Source organism: Burkholderia sp. IMCC1007 (assembly GCF_027257875.1).
Taxonomy (GTDB): domain Bacteria; phylum Pseudomonadota; class Gammaproteobacteria; order Burkholderiales; family Burkholderiaceae; genus Burkholderia.
Map to the genome: position 1 here is coordinate 1 of NZ_JAPVQY010000017.1, position 19,351 is coordinate 19,351.

At 68.7% G+C, this 19,351-nt stretch carries 9 protein-coding genes; all 9 read left to right on the plus strand.

Going from position 1 to position 19,351, the window contains the following annotated elements; genetic code table 11:
* The coding region (bcsB, locus tag O1Q03_RS16865) for a cellulose biosynthesis cyclic di-GMP-binding regulatory protein BcsB (RefSeq protein WP_442865809.1) at positions 1–2,234 on the plus strand (2,234 nt) is incomplete at its 5' end.
* Position 2,235: 1 nt separating this feature from the next.
* A complete protein-coding gene (locus O1Q03_RS16870; RefSeq protein ID WP_269504856.1) occupies positions 2,236–6,699 on the plus strand; it encodes a cellulose synthase subunit BcsC-related outer membrane protein in 4,464 nt (1,487 codons plus the stop codon).
* Between the two features lie 219 nt (positions 6,700–6,918).
* Positions 6,919–7,152 (plus strand): flagellar transcriptional regulator FlhD, encoded by a 234-nt coding sequence (locus O1Q03_RS16875; RefSeq protein ID WP_269504857.1) that lies wholly within the window; start codon positions 6,919–6,921, stop codon positions 7,150–7,152.
* 150 nt (positions 7,153–7,302) lie between these two features.
* Entirely contained in the window at positions 7,303–8,697 is a 1,395-nt protein-coding gene (locus O1Q03_RS16880; protein WP_269504858.1) for a phosphomannomutase/phosphoglucomutase, read from the plus strand.
* Between the two features lie 176 nt (positions 8,698–8,873).
* The gene (locus tag O1Q03_RS16885) at positions 8,874–9,182 is read left to right on the plus strand and encodes an H-NS histone family protein (RefSeq protein ID WP_269504860.1); all 309 of its coding nucleotides are present in this window, start codon (positions 8,874–8,876) and stop codon (positions 9,180–9,182) included.
* Between the two features lie 149 nt (positions 9,183–9,331).
* Positions 9,332–10,243: a LysR substrate-binding domain-containing protein gene (locus O1Q03_RS16890; protein WP_269505005.1), complete on the plus strand. Its 912-nt coding sequence runs from the start codon at positions 9,332–9,334 to the stop codon at positions 10,241–10,243.
* A gap of 190 nt (positions 10,244–10,433) precedes the next feature.
* A complete protein-coding gene (locus O1Q03_RS16895; protein ID WP_269504861.1) occupies positions 10,434–11,708 on the plus strand; it encodes a dicarboxylate/amino acid:cation symporter in 1,275 nt (424 codons plus the stop codon).
* A complete protein-coding gene (locus tag O1Q03_RS16900; protein WP_269504862.1) occupies positions 11,705–13,165 on the plus strand; it encodes an amino acid racemase in 1,461 nt (486 codons plus the stop codon). The genes O1Q03_RS16895 and O1Q03_RS16900 overlap by 4 nt, the downstream gene beginning before the upstream one ends.
* Positions 13,166–13,363: 198 nt before the next feature.
* Positions 13,364–19,261, plus strand: coding sequence for an excinuclease ABC subunit UvrA (uvrA, locus tag O1Q03_RS16905; protein WP_269504863.1), 5,898 nt, complete (start codon positions 13,364–13,366; stop codon positions 19,259–19,261).
* The last annotated feature ends 90 nt before the right edge of the window (positions 19,262–19,351 follow it).

Genomic DNA, 19,351 nt, shown 5'->3' on the forward strand with positions numbered 1-19,351 from the left:
CGTCGCCGGCCACGCCGGTCGGGCCCGCCATCGCGCGTCCGCCGCTGCTGGCCGAGCCGGTGCCGGCGGCCGGCGGCGAGCGCCGCCGCTTCGGCATGCTGCCGACCACGGCCGACCCCGGCACGCTGGTGCAGGGCGGCCGACGCCAGGCATTGACGTTCGCGGATCTCGGCGCGCGCGATCCGCTGCAGTTGCGCGGCACGGACGGCCAGAACGGCATCGCGTTCTCGGTCCGTCGCGACGAGGTCGTCACGGGCGCGACGCTGCATCTGGTCTACAGCTACTCGCCCGCGCTGCTGCCGGATCTGTCGCAGCTCAAGGTGCTCGTCAACGGCGAAGTGGCGGCGACGCTGCCGTTGCCGGCCGCCCAGGCCGGGATGACGGTCGCGCGCGATGTGTTGATCGACCCGCGCTTCGTCACCGAATACAACCACCTGAACATCCAGCTGATCGCGCATTACACGAACGGCTGCGAGAATCCCGCCAGCTCGTCGCTGTGGGCGACGGTGAGCAACGCGAGCCGGCTCGACCTGACCTACGCCACGCTGCCGCAGCGGCCGGAGCTCGGCGTGTTGCCCGCGCCGTTCTTTGATGCGCGGGACGTCCGGCGCCTGGAATTGCCGTTCGTATTCGCCGCTCGACCGCCGCGGCAGACGCTGGAAGCGGCGGGCATCGTCGCCTCGTGGTTCGGCGCGCTGGCCGCGTATCGCGGCGCGCGCTTTCCGGCGTGGCCCGGAAGCCTGCCCGAATCGGGCAATGCCGTGGTGTTCGCGTCGGCCGACGATCGCCTGGACGGCGTGACGCTGCCGGCGATCGACGGGCCGACGCTGGCCGTCGCCGAGCGGCCGGCGCCGGCTCACGGCGAGCTGTTGCTGGTGCTCGGCCGAACGCCGGACGAAGTGAAGGCAGCCGCGCTCGCGCTTGCGCTCGACAGCAAGGCGCTTGCGGGCACGCAGGCGACGGTGGGTCGACTCGCGAACGTCGCGCCGCGCGTGCCGTACGACGCGCCGAACTGGCAGTCGTCGACCCGCCCGGTGAAGATCGGCGAACTGGTCGACCGGCGCGGGCTCAGCGTGTCCGGATACGACGCCGGCGCCGTGCGGATCGACCTGCGCGTTGCGCCCGACCTGTTCACGTGGGATACCCGCGGCGCGCCGATCGACCTGCGTTATCGATACACGCCGACGCTGCGCGCCAGCCGGTCGTCGCTGAACCTGAGCGTCGGCGACACGTTCGTGAAGGCGCTGCCGATCCCGCCCGGGGAAACATCCCGCTGGAGCCTGAGTCGCTACCTGCCGTTCGTCCGCAGCGGTATCGACCGCGCGACGCTGCACGTGCCGCCGTCGCTGCTCACGCCGCGCACGCAGTTGCAGCTGAACTTCTTCTACGAGATCCCGGATATGGGCAACTGCACGGGACGGCTGCTGCAGAACGTCGCGGGTTCGATCGATCCGGACTCGACGATCGACGTGTCGTCGTTTCCGCATTACAAGGCGTTGCCCGACCTCGCCGCGTTCGCGAACAGCGGCTTTCCGTTCACGCGGATGGCCGACCTGTCGGACACGGCCGTCGTGCTGCCCGCCGCGCCGACGCCCGACGTCTACGGCTTGTACCTGCTCGCGATGGGCCGCATGGGCGTGTCGACCGGCTATCCGGTCAGCGGCGTGACGGTGACGGACGCGGGCGGTGTCGGCGCGTTCGCGTCCAAGGACTTGTTGATTCTAGGCGCGCCGGACACCCAGCCGCTGCTCGCCCGCTGGGCGGCACGCATGCCGTTCGGCGCCGACCCGGGCGGCAGCGCCGGCCCTACCGACGCAGCGCGGTCGCCGCGTGCCGAACGCGAACGCGTGCGTGCCGGCCTCTCGCTCGTCTCGGACGGCGCGAGCGCGCTGATTGCGGGCTTCGAGTCGCCGTTGCGCAACGCGCGCAGTGCTGTCGCGTTGATCGGCGCGACGGGGCAAGCGGACGACGCGCTCGGCCGTGTGCTGCTCGACGACGACATGCTCACGTCGATCCAGGGCGCGATGGTGGTGATTCGCGATCGCACGGTCACGGTGACGTCGCACGAAACGTCGTACCACGTCGGCGCGCTGCCGCCGATCACGTACCTGCGCTGGGTCCTGTCGGGCCGGCCGCTGCTGCTTGCGCTGTTCAGCGTGCTGGCCGCGTTCGCGGCGGCGGCGCTCTGCTATCGCTTTTTGCGTGCACGTGCGGCGCGCCGGCTGAAGGAGTGACATGGGCAACCGACGGTTACGCGGGCTCGGCATCGCCCGGGCGGCCGGTGTCGCGAGCCTGCTGCTCGCGCTGGCAGTGACGCACGCGGCGGCCGCCGGCAGTGATCCGCTGAAGGTACTCGTCGATCAGGGCCGGTACTGGCAGGCGCACGGTCGCGGCGATCTCGCGGCACAGGCGTGGAAGAAGGTGCTGGGCGTCGATCCGGATCAGCCCGACGCGCTGTTCGGCATGGGCATGGTGCTCGCCGATCGCAAGGACGTCGACGGTGCGCGTCGCTACCTCGAACAGTTGCGCCGTATCGCCCCCGGCTTTGCGCCGATCGACGAGCTTGGCCGGCGCCTGGGCGACGTGAGCGCGCGGGACGGCGAGATCGGCGATGCGCGCCGCCTCGCGCAAACCGGGCAGAGCGTGCTGGCCGCGCGGCAGTATCAGCGCGCGCTGCAGGGCGCGCCGTCGTCGCCGGCGCTGCAGCTCGAGTACTTCCAGGCACTCGCGGCCACGCCGAGCGGATGGAGCGACGCGCGGCGCGGCCTCGAACGTCTCGCGCGCGACAACCCCGACGATCCGCGCTACGCGCTCGCCTATGCGCAACATCTGACCTATCGCGACGCGACGCGCCGCGACGGCATCGCGCGGCTCGAGCAGTTGTCCGCCGACGGAAAGGTCGGGAAAGAGGCACGCCAGGCCTGGCGCCAGGCGCTGCTGTGGCTCGCGGCGAGGCCGTCTGACCAGGCGCGCTATCTCGCCTACCTGAAGGTGGTGCCCGACGATCCGCCGGTCAAGGCGCGCTACGACAGCATGGTCAGACAGGCTCAACCGGGGCGCGCGGGCGATCAGCGAGACGCGGCGAACGAAGCGCGCGGCCGCGCGATCGACGAAGGCTTCGCGGCACTCGAGCGCGGTGATCTCGACGTGGCGCGGGCCCGCTTCGATGCCGTGCTCGACAAGTCGCCGAGCGACGGCGACGCGCTGGGCGGGCGCGGGATCGTCGAACTGAAGCAGGAGCGCTTCGCGCAGGCACGCAGCGATCTGGAGCGCGCGTCGCGCGGCGGGAACGCGGCGCGCTGGCGCTCGGCGCTCGACAGTGCGACGTACTGGTCGTACACGAGCGGCGCGCTCGGCGCGCAAAGCAACGGCGACTTCGCGCAAGCGAAAGCGCTGTTCGAGCGCGCGATTCTGGCCGACCCGTCGAACGTGACGGCACAGGTGCTGCTCGGCGACGCACTGCTCGAGCATCGCGATGCGGGTGCGGCCGAGCAGGCGTACCGGATGGCGCTGCGGCGTCAGTCCGACAACCCGGACGCGATTCGCGGCCTGGTCGGCGCGCTGGCCGCGCAAGGGCGCGGCGACGAAGCGCTGCAGTTCGCGACGCAACTGAGCGCCGAGCAGCAATCGAAGGCCGGCGGCCTCGACCGGTTGCGCCGTACGGCCGAGGCGGCGCAGGCACGGCAGGCCGAAGCGCGCGGCGACCTGGGCGCGGCGCGCAGCCTGTTCGAGGATGCGCTCGCCGGCAGCCCGGACGATCCGTGGCTGCGACTGGACCTGGCGCGCGTGTACGTGCGGCAAGGGGCGATCGCGTCGGCACGCAGCATGATGGACGGCTTGCTCGCCGAGCGGCCCGACATGCCGGACGCACTCTACGCCGGCGCGCTGCTGGCCGAGCAGACGCAGGACTGGAGCGTGGGGCTGCGGCGGCTGGAGCGCATCGCGCCCGCGCAGCGCACGGCGGCGATGACGACGTTGCAGCACCGCCTCTGGGTCGGCCAGCAGGTCGCACTCGCGACACGGATGGTGCGCGACGGTCAACGCGCGCAGGCGCTCGGCGTGCTGCACGACGCGGAGACCATCGGTCAGTCGGTGCCGGCCCTCGCGGCGCAGCTGTCGGCGGGCTATGTTGAAGCGGGCGACCTGTCGCGTGCGCGCTGGATCGTGCAGCAGGCGCTTGCCCGCGAACCGGGCGACGCCGGCGTGCTGCTGCAATATGCGCGGATTCTGCTGGCGGCCCGCGACGATGCGCTGCTGGGCGATGCGATGCGCCGGCTTGCCGCGATGCCGCTGTCGCCCACGCAGCGCGGCGACTTCGAACGCCTGAACCTCGAGATCGTCGTGCGCCGGGCGGATGCGGTCCGCCAGGCGGGCGACCTGGCCGGCGGCTACGCAGTCATCGCGCCCTGGCTGGCCGCGATGCCCGACAGCCCCGAGCTCCAGGCGTCGCTCGCACGGCTGTATACGTCGGCCGGCGATGCGCCGAACGCGCTGAAATGCTATCGGGTCGCGCTGGCGCGCCGCCCCGACGATGCGGGATTGCTGGTCGCGGCAATCTATGCGGCAACCAGTGCGAAGGCATGGCACGACGGCGAAGCGTTCGCGGCTGCCGCACTGCGTATCGCCCCCGACGATCCCGGGCTGCTTGCGGCGACAGGCCGCCTGTATCGCGCGGAGGGGAATCTCGCGCTCGCCGCACAGTATCTGCAGCGTGCGCTGCTGGCGGCCAATACGCCGCCAGCGGGCAGCCGGCCGGCGCGGTCGAACGTTCCGCGCGGCTGGGAAGACGCGATGCGTCGCATCGGCGCGAACCCGCTGCCCGGTACCAATCCGTTCGAAGGCAAGACCGCCGTCGATGTCGCGCGGCCGTCGACCGGTTTCGGCGCCGCGGCACCGCCGCCGGGCGTGCCTTTCTGGTCCAACCCGTCTTCTTCCGCTCCCACCGTGCCCTATACGATGCCGCCCGCGCCGCCCGCGACCTATGTCACACCGTCCGCCGTGCCGGACGCGCGTACGGCGCCGGCCGCCGCTCCATTGCTTGCGGTCGCGCCGGATCCCGGCGGTTACGGCGAGGAGGCTGCCGGTGCGGGCGAATCGGGGCGGCCCAAAACGGTGCGGCGATCTCCAGCGTATCGCGCGTATCGAGCACCGGTCGCCGAGGTTCCGGCGACGGCAGTGTCCGACGAATGCCTGTCGCCGGCCGATTCGACCGACGCGTGCGCCGGCTATGTCGCCACGCCGTGGCCGATGTCGCCCGCGTCGCGCGCGGCGACGATGACCGGTTCGCCGGCGGCGTCCACGTCGGCGTCCCGGGCGAGCCGATCGTCGCGCGGCGGCCCCAACGCTCCGGCGGCGCGGTCGTCCGTTCTTGCGTCGGCATACGGGCAACCCGATGGATCGTCCCGCTATATCCCGCAACCGCCGGCCGGCTATGCGCAAAGCGAGGCCGCGCCGCGATCACCGCAGCCGGGTGCGGATGCGGGCGCCAACGGACCGATGCTCGATGTCGCGTCGGAGCTTGCGCAGGTGAATCGCGAGCAGAGCAGCGCGGCGACCGGCGGCCTCGTGTTCCGAAACCGGACGGGCGAAGCCGGGCTGTCGGGCGTCACCGATATCGAGGCGCCGCTGGAAGGGCGGATCAAGGCAGGCAACGGTCACGTTGTCGTGACCGCGACGCCCGTCATGCTCGACGCGTCCAGCGCGAGCACGGACGTGCCGACCCTCGCCCGTTTTGGCGCGGGGCTCGCGACGGCGGCCGGCGGCGGCTCGCCGGGTTCCCAGACGGCGAGTGGCGTCGGGCTTTCCATCGGCTATGAAGGCAAGCAATTGAAGGCCGACATCGGCGCGACGCCGGTCGGCTTCCCTTACCACGATGTCGTTGGCGGCGTGCGCTACACCGGCGCGATCACCGATCGGGCGGCCTACACGCTGGCCGTCACGCGCCGCGCGGTGACCGACAGCCTGCTGTCGTTCGCGGGCGCACGCGATGCGAGCGCCGGCCTCAAATGGGGCGGCGTGACGCGCAGCGGCGCGCGTGGTGCGCTGAGTTGGGACGACGGCACGAGCGGCACGTACGTCGAGGGCGCGTTCGACTACTACGACGGCCATCACGTGGAACGCAACTTCTCCGGCAAGGGCAGCGGCGGCGCCTATACGCGCCTGTTGGCCGACGCCGACCGGACGCTCACGGTGGGCGTCAATGCGACGTGGATGCGTTTCAGCAAGAACCAGTCGTATTTCACGTACGGTCAGGGCGGCTATTTCAGTCCTCAGCAATACGTGATCCTGAATATCCCGATCGAGTATGCGGGGCGAACGGGGGCATTTGCGTACGATCTGAACGGCTCGTTCGGCGTCCAGCATTACCGGCAGAACGCGGTGCCGTATTTCCCGCTCGATGCCGGCATGCAGGCGCAAGCGGCCGCGAACGCCGCCGCGAGCCAGGCCGTGGGGCTGGACGCCGGGGCCGTCTATCCGGCACGCAGCAAGACCGGCATTGCGTATTCGCTCGCCGCGCGCGGCGAGTACCAGGTCGCGCCGCAGCTCGCCGTCGGCACGACGGCATCGTTCGGCAACGCGTATCAGTATCGCGAGTGGACGGCGGCCGTCTATCTGCGTTACAGCTTCACGCCGCAAGTGGGCATGCCGTCGTTCCCGCCGCGTGCGTTCACGTCGCCGTATCTCGCGGAACCGAACTGAACGGATTCGCTCGGATGCACCCAGTGCCGTTTCGGATGAAACGACGCGCACGCCGGCGTCGTCGTCGCGGCGCGTGCTGGCGGATCCGTTCAGAGCTTTGTCCGCCCCGCGCGGGGTTCGCGACGTAGAGTGTGTCATCGAAGGTCCGGCGGGTGCTCCATCAACGTAGTCGGGCGAATCGATCGGCAATGTGCCCGTGCCGGCTACTCTGAACCGACCATGGCTGAACAACACGATATTTCCGATGCGATCACCGAATTCAATCGATCGTATCTCATGCTTGCGAAGTGGTTGCTCCTCGCGAACCGCGACGAGGCCATCCGACAACTGGGCGTCTCGGAAAAGACGGCGGCGCGAATCGCCGCGCTGACGCTGGCCCAGATCGATCATCTGGCCGCGCGCGGCGAACTGTTTTGCGCGTTTCGCGACGAGGTTGCCCCGGGGCGTGCGTGAACCGGTCGAGCGGTGTTTGCGTCGCGGCACCGACGCGGCCCCGTCGACATTCGCATGCCCTTGCCGGCCGCCGGGATCTCGAGCCCGAACGAAGTGCGCGGTGACGCGCCAGACCGAAAGTTTCCCCAGCACGCAACCGACAGAGAACCGATGATCTCCCAATCCATCTTCAAGGCATATGACATTCGCGGTGTGGTCGGCAAGACGCTCGACGCCGACACGGCGCGCGCGATCGGCCGCGCGTTCGGCAGCGAAGTGCGCGCGCAGGGCGGCGATGCGGTCGTCGTTGCGCGCGACGGCCGCCTGTCGGGGCCCGAGCTCGTCGGCGCACTCGCCGATGGGCTGCGTGCGGCGGGCGTCGACGTCGTCGACGTCGGCATGGTGCCCACGCCGGTCGGCTATTTCGCGGCAAGCGTGCCGCTCGCGCTGAAGCAAGGCGAGCGCCGCATCGATTCGTGCATCGTCGTCACGGGCAGCCACAACCCGCCCGACTACAACGGCTTCAAGATGGTGCTGCGCGGCGCGGCGATCTACGGCGAGCAGATCCAGGCGCTGTACCGCCGCATCGTCGACGCGCGCTTCGAGACGGGCAGCGGCTTGTTCGAAGAATTCGACGTCGCGGACCAATACGTCGCGCGCATCGTCGGCGACGTGAAGCTCGCGCGCCCGATCAAGCTCGTCGTCGATGCCGGCAACGGCGTCGCGGGCCCGCTCGCCACGCGCCTGTTCAAGGCGCTCGGCTGCGAGCTCGTCGAGCGCTTCACCGACATCGACGGCACGTTCCCGAACCACCATCCCGATCCCGCCCACCCGGAAAACCTGCAGGACGTGATCCACGCGCTGAACGACACCGACGCCGAGCTCGGCTTCGCGTTCGACGGCGACGGCGACCGCCTGGGCGTCGTCACGAAGGACGGCCAGATCATCTATCCGGACCGCCAGCTGATGCTGTTCGCGGAGGAAGTGCTGTCGCGCAACCCGGGCGCGCAGATCATCTACGACGTGAAGTGTACGCGTCACCTCGCGCAATGGGTGAAGGCGAAGGGCGGCGAGCCGCTGATGTGGAAGACGGGCCACTCGCTCGTGAAGGCGAAGCTGCGCGAGACGGGCGCGCCGCTCGCGGGCGAGATGAGCGGCCACGTGTTCTTCAAGGATCGCTGGTACGGCTTCGACGACGGCCTCTACACGGGCGCGCGCCTGCTGGAGATCCTCACGAAGACGGCCGACCCGAGCGCGGTGCTCAATGCGCTGCCGGATGCGATGAGCACGCCCGAACTGCAGCTCAAGCTCGACGAAGGCGAGAACTTCCGCCTGATCGAGAAGCTGCAGAAGGAAGCGAAGTTCGACGGCGCGGACGAAGTCGTGACGATCGACGGGCTGCGCGTCGAATATCCGGACGGCTTCGGCCTCGCGCGTTCGTCGAACACGACGCCGGTGGTCGTGCTGCGTTTCGAAGCCGAGACGCAGGAAGGGCTCGAGCGCATCCAGGCGGACTTCCGCCGCGTGCTGACGGCCGCGAAGCCGGACGCCAAGCTGCCGTTCTGACCGACGGACGCGCGTATCGTCGACGCGTGCGGTATGTCGGGGTCGAAGTCCGGGTCGAGGTCCGTCGCTGCGCCGCGCGCACGAACACCGCACGACCCGGCGACAACATAACGAACCGTCCGGGGCGAGCGTCCCGTGCGGATTTCATGGTTTTGGAAAAATCTGGAGAAGAACGGATGTCGGGTTATCGCGAATTGAAGGCGCAAGCCGATGAGCTGATGAAACGTGCCGAGGAAGCAAAACTGGCCGAACTCGAGGCCGTTCTGCAGGAGGTCCGCGCGCGCATCGCAGAATACGGATTGACCCCGAAGCAGCTATTCGGCCGTCTGCGCAATGCGGGAAGCCCGGCGAAGCCCGTGTCGGCCATCCCGCCGAAGTACCGCGATCCGAGCACCGGCGCGACGTGGACGGGCCGTGGGCGCGAGCCCGCGTGGATCAGGGGGAAGCGCCGCGAGCGTTTCCTGATCGAGCGCCAGGACGCGTGAGGGGCCGTGGCGACGCGCGCCGCGGCGAGCGCTGATGGCCGCGCGTGACCGGGGATTGCGCCCATACAATGGAGGCGTCCGTCGGCACGCGCTTCGCCATGATTCGGCTGATGCGCGGGCCGGTCCACCCGCGCACGTCCAAGGCCAACATGGAAATCAAATGGATCGAGGATTTCCTCGCCCTCGCTCAATATCAGAGCTTTTCCCGCGCGGCTGAATTTCGCAATGTCACGCAGTCGGGGTTCAGCCGCCGCATTCAGTCGCTCGAGCAGTGGATCGGCGCGGAGCTGATCGATCGCAGCAGCTTTCCGCCGGTGCTGACGCCGGCGGGCCGGCTGTTTCGCGAAACCGCGGAAGACGTGCTCAGCCGCTTGTTCGACACCCGCGCGATCATCCGCACCGAGCAGCGGATCGCCGGCAAGAGCCTGCAGATTGCCGCCGGCCACACGATCGCGCTGAGTTTCCTGCCGACCTGGCTCAAGGCGCTGGCGCCGCATTTCGGCGAGGTGCGCGCGCGCGTCATTCCGACGAACGTGCACGACTCGATCCTGATGCTCGTCAACGGCAACTGCGAGCTCATGTTCGCGTATCACCATCCGGAGCTTCCGCTTCATCTCGACCCGGCCAAGTACGAGCACGTGACCGTCGGCATCGATACGCTGATGCCGGCGTGCCGGCCGAACCGCCGCTCGGCGCCCGCGTTCCGCCTGCCCGGCACGAAACAGAACCCGCTGCCGCTCATTTCGTACACGGAGACCAGCTACTTCGGCCGGTGCCTCGCGCTGCTGCTCGACCGTGCAGCGGATGCGCCGGCGTTGCGGCTGCACTACGAGTCCGATATGGCCGAAGTGCTGAAAAAACTGGTGATGGAGGGCGAGGGCGTGGCGTGGCTGCCCCGCAGCGCGATCTCCGCCGAACTGGCGGCCGGCGAACTCGTACCGGCCGGGCCGGCAGCGTGGAACCTCGACGTCGAGTTGCGCGTGTATCGCGACGCGTCCAACCGCAGCGAATTCCTGGACAAGCTCTGGCAGCATCTGCGCGCGGAGCCTTCGCGGCTCTAGCAGGCCAGGGTTTTCCCGGCTTATGCGAGACTCGCATGCGGCCATGTAGTACCGGCATCACCGATTGATCGGCGCTCCCTACCATTCGTTCCAACGGCCAATGCGACGCGTGACCGGCGTCGCGCGGCCCTCTTCGCAGCGCGCGTGCGCCGCCTCGGCGCGCCGCGGTGCCACCCAAGGACGAATGGACATGAAAAATCGCCTTACCTTGAGCATCGCAATCGGCATGATCGTCGGCGTGATCGCCGGTTATGCGTGTCACGCGAACATCTCGGACCCCGGCACGCTGAAGGCGGTCGCCGGCTATTTCTCGATCGTCACCGACATCTTCCTGCGCCTGATCAAGATGATCATCGCGCCGCTCGTCTTCGTCACGCTCGTTTCGGGCCTGGCCGGGATGGACAGCGGCGACGACGTCGGGCGCATCGGCCTTCGCTCGATCGGGTGGTTCGTCTGCGCGTCGCTGATTTCGCTGAGCCTCGGCCTGCTCATGGCGAACGCGCTGCAGCCGGGCGCCGGGCTGAATCTCACGGAAACCGCCGGCGAGGTCAACACCGGGTTGAATACCGCCGCGCTGAACGCCAGGGACGTGATCACGCACGCGTTCCCGACCAGCCTGCTCGATGCGATGGCGCGCAACGACATCCTGCAGATCCTCGTGTTCTCGGTCTTTCTCGGCATCGGGCTGAGCGCGCTGAAGCACGACAGGCGGGTCGGCGTGGTGATCCAGTCGATCGACGGCATGGTGCCGGTGATGCTGCGCCTGACTCACTACGTGATGCGTGCGGCGCCGCTCGGCGTATTCGGTGCGATCGCGTCGTCGGTCACGCTGCGCGGGCTCGACGTGATCTACACGTACGGCAAGCTGATCGGCGCGTTCTACCTCGGGCTGCTGGTTCTGTGGACGATGCTCGTCGGCGCCGGCTACGTGTTTCTGGGGCGACGCGTCGGCAGCCTGCTGCAAGCCGTGCGCGAACCCGCGCTGATCGCGTTCTCGACCGCGAGCAGCGAGGCGGCCTATCCGCGCCTGACCGAGCAGCTCGAGCAGTTCGGCGTCGACAAGAAGGTGGTGGGCTTCACGCTGCCGCTGGGTTACGCATTCAACCTCGACGGTTCGATGATGTATCAGGCGTTCGCGGCCATCTTCATCGCGCAGGCGTTCGGCGTGCACATGCCGCTGTCGGAGCAGATCTTCATGTTGCTGGTGCTGATGTTGAGCAGCAAGGGCATGGCAAGCGTGCCGCGCGGCTCGGTGGTCGTGGTGGCGGCCGTCGCGCCGATGTTCCATCTGCCGGTTGCGGGCGTCGCGATGGTGCTCGCAATCGACCAGATTCTCGACATGGGCCGCACGATGACGAACGTCATCGGCAACAGCGTCGCGACGGCCGTGATCGCGAAATGGGAAAGCGCACGTGCGGCGAAGACGCAAGGCGCGGTGTTCGACCAGCCGGAGCTGAATGCATGACGCGCGCGGATCTCGTGAACGCCCGGCGGAAATTCGGCGTGGTCGGCGGGCTCGGGCCGCTCGGCAGCGCCGACGTGTTCTTCAAGATGGTGAAGGCGACGCCTGCTTCGTCCGACGAGGATCATGTCGATCTGATCTTCGAGCAATATCCGTTCAAGGGTTCGGGCTCCGGCAGCGCCGCGACCACCGAACGCAAGCTGTACGTGTTCGACATGATTCGCGCGTTCGAGAAGCGCGGCGTGACCACCGTCGTGCTGCCGTGCTTCCTGAGCCACACGTTCATCGACGAACTGAAGGCGAATACGCGCCTGCAGATCGTCGATATCGTCGAGGCCGTGCGATACCACGTGCAGCGCAAGTATCCCGACGCAACGCGCATCGGCGTGCTGGTTTCCGACTACGTACGCAACAGCGGGCTCTTCGACGCGTATTTCCCGTCGCCGCAATTCAAGATCGTTCATCCGCGCTTGCACGACGGGCTCGACCTCGTGACCGAAGCCATCTACGGCGCCGATGGAATCAAGCGCGGCAATCTGCGGGGCCGGCCGGTCGAGCTGTTGCGCCGCGCCTGTGAGGACCTGGCCGATCAGGGCGTACACGTGATCGTTCCCGGGCTGACCGAGATCGCGCTCGTTGCCGACGAAATCGGCGCGCAGCGCGTGCCGCTCGTGGATTCGAACCTCGCGTACGCGCAATACGCGGTGACGGGGCCGGCCGGCTCGCGTGCCGCGACGTTCAAGATCGGCGTGGTCGGTGGTGTCGGGCCGGCCGCGACGGTCGACTTTCTGAACAAGATCGTTCGCAACACGCCGGCGTCGCGCGACCAGGAGCATATCAAGCTGCTGATCGAACAGAATCCGCAGATTCCCGATCGCACCGAGAACCTGGTGGGCTCCGGCACGGACCCGACGATCTCGCTGTATGCGACATGCAAGAAGCTCGAGGACGGCGACGCCGACGTGATCGCGATTCCGTGCAACACCGCGCATGCGTTCGTCGAGCGGATCCAGCCGTACCTCGGGATCCCGATCGTGAACATGCTGACCGTCACGGCCGCGTATCTGCGCGACACCTATCCGTCGCTGCGGCGGGTCGGCGTGCTCGCGACGTCCGGCACGATCGCAAGCGGCGTCTACCAGAAGGCGCTGGCGTCGCACGGGCTCGAGCAGGTGGCGCCGCAGCCGGCGCTGCAGGCACGCGTGATGGACGCGATCTACGGGAAGCACGGTGTGAAGGCTGGTTTTACGACCGGACAGTGCGAGGAAGATATCGGCGCTGCGATCGACGCACTGATTGCCGACGGGGTGAGCGTGATCGTGCTCGGATGTACGGAGTTGCCGCTTCTGCTGCCTCGCGGCGAATATGTGACGCCGAACGGCGGCAGAGCGACGCTCGTCGATCCGACCGACGTGCTTGCGCGGACCTGCATTGCGCGTGCGATGGCGGCCGGCGGTTGAGCCGGTTTATGGGATCCCGCCCGCTTTTCCGACTTTGCCCGGTTCGTGGAAAACTGTATGAATATACAGTATAGTATCCGTCGAACTTCGAGCCGCACGGGCATGACTCGTGCGACGCGTGCGCCGCGCGTGCGGGCATCCCACCGCAGCATTCCGGCACCGTGAACTCTGGCTAACTCATTCAGACGGGCAGGCAAATTGTCATCCAGCAATCTGATCCGCATTCGCGGAGCACGTCAGCACAACCTCAAGAATCTCGATCTCGACCTGCGCACCGGCGAAATGACGGTCGTCACGGGCCCGTCGGGCTCCGGCAAGTCGAGCCTCGTGTTCGACACGCTGTACGCGGAAGGGCAGCGGCGCTACGTCGAAACCTTCAGCGCGTACGCGCGGCAGTTCCTCGACCGGATGGATCGCCCGCAGGTCGAGCGCGTCGACGGCGTGCCGCCCGCGATCGCGATCGACCAGACCAATCCGGTGCGCAGCTCGCGCTCGACCGTCGGCACGATGACGGAACTGAACGATCACCTGAAGCTGCTGTACGCGCGCGCGGCCGAGCTGTTCGACCGCAAGACCGCGCGGCAGGTGCGGCATGACACGCCCGAGACGATCTACGCGGAGCTGGTCGAGCGCACGCGCGCCGACGATCCGCGCGTGGTCGTCACGTTCCCGGTCGAATTGCCGGAGGCGGTGTCCGACGAGGAAATCGCGCAATGGCTGTCGGCGAGCGGCTACACGCGCGTGCAGGCGCAGCGCGAAGTCGCGTCGCCCACCGGGCCGCGCAAGCTGCTCGACGTGGTAGCCGACCGCTTCCGCGTGCAGCAGGCCGACAAGGTGCGCGTGGTCGAGGCGATCGAGGCGTCGCTGAAGCGCGGCGGCGGCCGCGTGAACGTGTACGTGCTCGCGCCCGAAGCGGAAAACGCGGTGGCCGAGCCGGTGATCTGGCGCTTCTCCACCGGGTTGCACGACCCCGACAGCGACCTGCGCTACGCGGAGCCGCAAGCGGCGCTGTTCTCGTTCAACTCGGCCTACGGCGCGTGCGAAACCTGCCGCGGCTTCGGCCGCGTGATCGGCGTCGATCTCGGCCTGGTGATTCCCGACGCGCGCAAGACGCTGCGCGGCGGCGCGATCAAGCCGATGCAGACGCCCGCCTGGAAAGAGTGCCAGGACGACCTGATGCGCTACGCGGCGAAGGCCGGTATCCGGCGCGACGTGGCGTGGTCCGAGCTGACGGACGCCGAGCGCGACTGGGTCGTCAACGGCTCGCCGGACTGGAACGGCAAGTGGCAGAGCCAGTGGTACGGCGTGAAACGCTTCTTCGGGTATCTCGAATCGAAAGCGTACAAGATGCATATCCGCGTGCTGCTGTCGAAATACCGCAGCTACACGCCGTGCGACGTGTGCGGCGGTGCGCGCCTGAAGACGGAATCGCTGCAGTGGCGGCTCGGCTCGAAGGAAAACGCCGATGCGGTGCTCGCGCCGGCCGATCGCTTCATGCCGCGCGGCGTCGACTGGAGCCGCGCGCAGCTCGAAGCGCTGCCGGGCCTGACCGTGCACGACCTGATGCTGCTGCCGATCGAGCGCATCCGGCGCTTCTTCGACGACATCGTGCTGCCGAGCGCGCTGCTCGACGACGCATTGAAGCTGCTGCTCGCCGAAGTGCGCACGCGTCTGAAATACCTGTGCGACGTCGGGCTCGGCTACCTGACGCTCGACCGGCAGAGCCGCACGCTGTCGGGCGGCGAGGTGCAGCGGATCAACCTGACGACGGCGCTCGGCACGTCGCTGACGAAAACCCTGTTCGTGCTCGACGAACCGAGCATCGGGCTGCATCCGCGCGATCTCACGCGGATCGTCGAGGCGATGCAGCGGCTGCGCGACGCGGGCAATACGCTGGTCGTGGTCGAGCACGATCCGTCGGTGATGCTCGCGGCCGATCGATTGATCGACATGGGCCCCGGCCCGGGCGAGCGAGGCGGCACGATCGTGTACGACGGCACGCCGGGCGACATCCGGTCGGCGCACACGCTGACGGGCGAGTATCTCGGCGGCCGCAAGCAGGTCGCGCATGCGTCGAACTGGGCACGTCGTCCGGTCGATGCGAGCACGCCGCGCATCGTGCTCGAAGGCGCGACCGAGCACAACCTGCGCGACGTGACGGTCGAGATTCCGTTGCAGCGGCTCGTCTGCGTGACGGGCGTGTCCGGCTCCGGTAAATCCACGCTGTTGCAGGACGTGCTGTATCCGGCGATGGCGCGGCATCATGGCAAGGCGACCGAGTCGCCGGGCGCGTTCCGCAATCTGACCGGCGCCGACCAGGTCGGCGACGTCGTGTTCGTCGATCAATCGCCGATCGGCAAGACCACGCGCTCGAACCCGGCCAGCTACGTCGGCGCGTTCGATGAAATCCGCAAGCTGTTCGCGAAGGCGCCGCTCGCGCTGCAGCGCGGCTACGGCGCCGGCACGTTCAGCTTCAACTCGGGCGACGGCCGTTGTCCGACCTGCGGCGGCTCGGGCTTCGAGCACATCGAAATGCAGTTCCTGAGCGATGTCTACCTGCGTTGCCCGGATTGCGACGGCAGCCGTTACCGTGCCGAGCTTCTCGAAGTGCGCATCGAGCGCGGCGGCCGTGCGCTGAACATCGCCGACGTGCTCGACCTGACCGTCAGCGAAGCGGCCGCATTCTTCGCGGCTGACGCGGAAGTGCTGCGCGTGCTGCAGCCGATCGTCGACGTCGGCCTCGAATACGTGAAGCTCGGCCAGCCGGTGCCGACGCTGTCGGGCGGCGAAGCGCAGCGCCTGAAGCTCGCGGGCTTCCTCGCCGAGTCGGCGGCGGCGGCCAACGGGCGCCGGGTTGCGACGGAAGAGGCGCGCATCGCCCGCGCGAAGCTGTTCATGTTCGACGAGCCGACCACCGGCTTGCACTTCGACGACATCGCGAAGCTGATGCAGGCGTTCGGCAAGCTGCTCGCGGCCGGCCATTCGCTGATCGTGATCGAGCACAACCTCGACGTGATCCGCGCGGCCGACTGGCTGATCGATCTCGGCCCGGAAGGCGGCGACGGCGGCGGCCTCGTGCTGTGCGCCGGCACGCCCGACGACGTGAAGGCCTGCGCCGAATCGCATACCGGCGTGGCGCTGCTGCAGTACGACCGCGAGATGGATGGCGAAGCGGCGCGCGCCGACGGCGGCGTGCCGCTGCAGGCCGTGCTGAACGCCGCGCGCGCGCGCCGTGCGATCGAAGGCGAGGACGTCGTGCGGATCGTCAACGCGCGCGAGCACAACCTGAAGGCGCTCGACGTCGACATCCCGCACGGCAAGTTCAACGTGATCACCGGCGTGTCGGGGTCCGGCAAGTCGACGCTCGCGTTCGACATCCTGTTCCACGAAGGCCAGCGCCGCTACCTCGAATCGCTGAACGCGTATGCGCGCTCGATCGTGCAGCCGGCCGGGCGCCCCGAGGTCGACGCGGTGTACGGCATTCCGCCGACGGTCGCGATCGAGCAGCGGCTGTCGCGTGGCGGGCGCAAGAGCACGGTCGCAACTACGTCGGAAGTCTGGCACTTCCTGCGGCTGCTGTACGTGAAGCTCGGCTTGCAGCATTGCATCCACGACGGCACGCCGGTCACGTCGCAAACCGTCGAATCGATCGCCGCGCAGCTGCTGCGTGACCATCGCGACGAACACGTCGGCTTTCTCGCGCCGCTCGTCGTCAATCGCAAGGGCGTGTACACCGATCTCGCGAAGTGGGCGAAGGCGCGCGGCAGCACGCATTTGCGCGTCGACGGCGAGTTCGTGCCGGTCGATCCGTGGCCGAAGCTCGATCGCTTCCGCGAGCACACGATCGAGCTGCCGGTGGCCGATATCGTCGTGTCGCCGGACAACGAAGCCGAATTGCGGCGTCTGCTCGACGAAACGCTCGAACTCGGCAAGGGCGTGATGCACCTGCTCGCGCCGCTCGACGGGTTGCATCATGCGATGCAGAACGATCATTCGACCGCGCGCGTCGGCGAGGTCAAGGTGCTGTCGGTCAAGCGCGCGTGCCCGGTATGCGGCACGAGCTACCCGGAGCTCGATCCGCGGATGTTCTCGTACAACAGCAAGCACGGCTGGTGCACGACCTGCGTCGGCACCGGCGTCACGCTCACGCGCGAACAGCGCGCCGCATACGACGACACGGTGCTCGCCGGCGACGATCGCGGCCGCGAGCAAACCTTGCCGTCGGACGAGCAGGAGCCGGAAGGCGTCGGCAACGAGCCGTGCCCGGATTGCCACGGCACGCGGCTGAACCCGTCCGCGCGTGCGGTCACGTTCGACGCGCATCCGATCGTCGAGGTCGCGCAATGGACGGTGTCCGACACGCGCCGCTGGATCGACGCGCTGGAACTGACCGGGCGCGACGCGCAGATCGCGCGCGACATCGTCAGCGAGATCGGCAGCCGCCTCGCGTTCCTCGAGGAGGTCGGGCTCGGTTACCTGAGCCTCGATCGCGCGGCGCCGAGCCTGTCAGGCGGCGAAGCGCAGCGGATCCGGCTGGCCGCGCAGCTCGGCAGCAATCTGCAGGGCGTCTGCTACGTGCTCGACGAGCCGACGATCGGCCTGCATCCGCGCGACAATCAGATCCTGCTCGATGCATTGCGCAAGCTCGGCGACAAGGGCAATACGCTCGTCGTCGTCGAGCATGACGAGGACACGATCCGCCGCGCCGATCACATTATCGACGTCGGCCCCGGCGCCGGCAAGCGCGGCGGCACGCTGGTCGCCGAGGGCGCGGTCGCCGATCTGGCCGCTCAGCCGGATTCGGTGACGGGGCGGCTGCTCGCGCAGCCGATGACGCACCCGTTGCAGCCGCGCCGCAGCGTGAGCCTGCCGGGCAAGAAGGGCGGTGAGGCGGTACCGGAAGGCTGGCTGACCGTGCATGGCGCCCGGCTGCACAACCTGCGCGACGTCACCGTCGGCATTCCGCTCGCGCGGCTCGTCGCGGTGACGGGCGTCAGCGGCTCGGGCAAGTCGACGCTCGCGCGCGACGTGCTGATGACGAACCTGCTCGACGCGGTCGGCCGCTCGGTGCTGTCTTCGCCGGCCACGCGGCGCGCGCGCAAGGCCGCGCAGCAGGACGCGCCGGCCACCAATCGCCGTTCGAGCGTGCTTGCGCGCAGCGCGCCGCGGCCGTCGCTGAACGTCACGCATGCGTGGCAGGGCTGCGAGTCGCTCAGCGGCTGGGAGCAGATCGATCGCGTGCTCGAAGTCGACCAGACGCCGATCGGCAAGACGCCGCGTTCGTGCCCGGCCACCTATATCGGCGTGTGGGACACGATCCGCAAGCTGTTCGCCGATACGCTGGAGGCGCGTGCGCGCGGCTACACGGCGTCGCGTTTCTCGTTCAACACCGGCGACGGGCGTTGCCCGGCCTGCGAAGGGCAGGGCGTACGCACGATCGGGATGAGCTTCCTGCCCGACGTGAAGGTGCCGTGCGACGTGTGCCACGAGCAGCGCTTCAACCCGGAAACGCTCGCGGTCACGTGGCGCGGCCGGAACATCGGCGACGTGCTGACGATGGAGATCGACGAGGCAGTGGAGTTCTTCGCGCCGATCTCGAACATCGCGCATCCGCTGCAGCTGATGAAGGATGTCGGGCTCGGCTATCTGACGCTTGGGCAGCCGTCGCCGACGCTGTCCGGCGGCGAGGCGCAGCGCATCAAGCTCGTCACCGAGCTGACGAAGGTGCGCGACGACATCACGCGGCGCGGCCAGAAGGCGCCGCACACGCTGTACGTGCTCGACGAGCCGACGGTCGGCCTGCACATGGCGGACGTCGCGAAGCTGATTCGCGTGCTGCACCGGCTCGTCGACGGCGGGCATAGCGTCGTGGTTATCGAGCACGACCTCGACGTGATCGCGGAAGCCGACTGGATCATCGATCTCGGGCCGGAAGGCGGCGTGGGCGGCGGCACGATCGTTGGAGCGGCGCCGCCGGAAGGGCTCGTGCAGGTGAAGGCGAGCCATACCGGGCAGGCGCTGAAGCCGGTGCTGGCACGAACGGCGAGCGAAGCCGCCGAAGCGGAGCAGCAGCCGGGCGCGGCGCGGGTCGGCTGAACGCGGTGCATCCGGCGGGCGGCCCCGGTGCCCGGTGAGGCATCGGGGCCGCGTTTGTTGCGTCGTTCATCGGGGCCGCGTTTGTTGCGT

What these genes read in the sequence shown, in the direction of transcription:
- O1Q03_RS16870 (WP_269504856.1), top strand. Translation starts at nt 2,236, where the DNA reads ATGGGCAACCGACGGTTACGCGGGCTCGGCATCGCCCGGGCGGCCGGT.
- O1Q03_RS16875 (WP_269504857.1), top strand. Translation starts at nt 6,919, where the DNA reads ATGGCTGAACAACACGATATTTCCGATGCGATCACCGAATTCAATCGA.
- O1Q03_RS16880 (WP_269504858.1), top strand. Translation starts at nt 7,303, where the DNA reads ATGATCTCCCAATCCATCTTCAAGGCATATGACATTCGCGGTGTGGTC.
- O1Q03_RS16885 (WP_269504860.1), top strand. Translation starts at nt 8,874, where the DNA reads ATGTCGGGTTATCGCGAATTGAAGGCGCAAGCCGATGAGCTGATGAAA.
- O1Q03_RS16890 (WP_269505005.1), top strand. Translation starts at nt 9,332, where the DNA reads ATGGAAATCAAATGGATCGAGGATTTCCTCGCCCTCGCTCAATATCAG.
- O1Q03_RS16895 (WP_269504861.1), top strand. Translation starts at nt 10,434, where the DNA reads ATGAAAAATCGCCTTACCTTGAGCATCGCAATCGGCATGATCGTCGGC.
- O1Q03_RS16900 (WP_269504862.1), top strand. Translation starts at nt 11,705, where the DNA reads ATGACGCGCGCGGATCTCGTGAACGCCCGGCGGAAATTCGGCGTGGTC.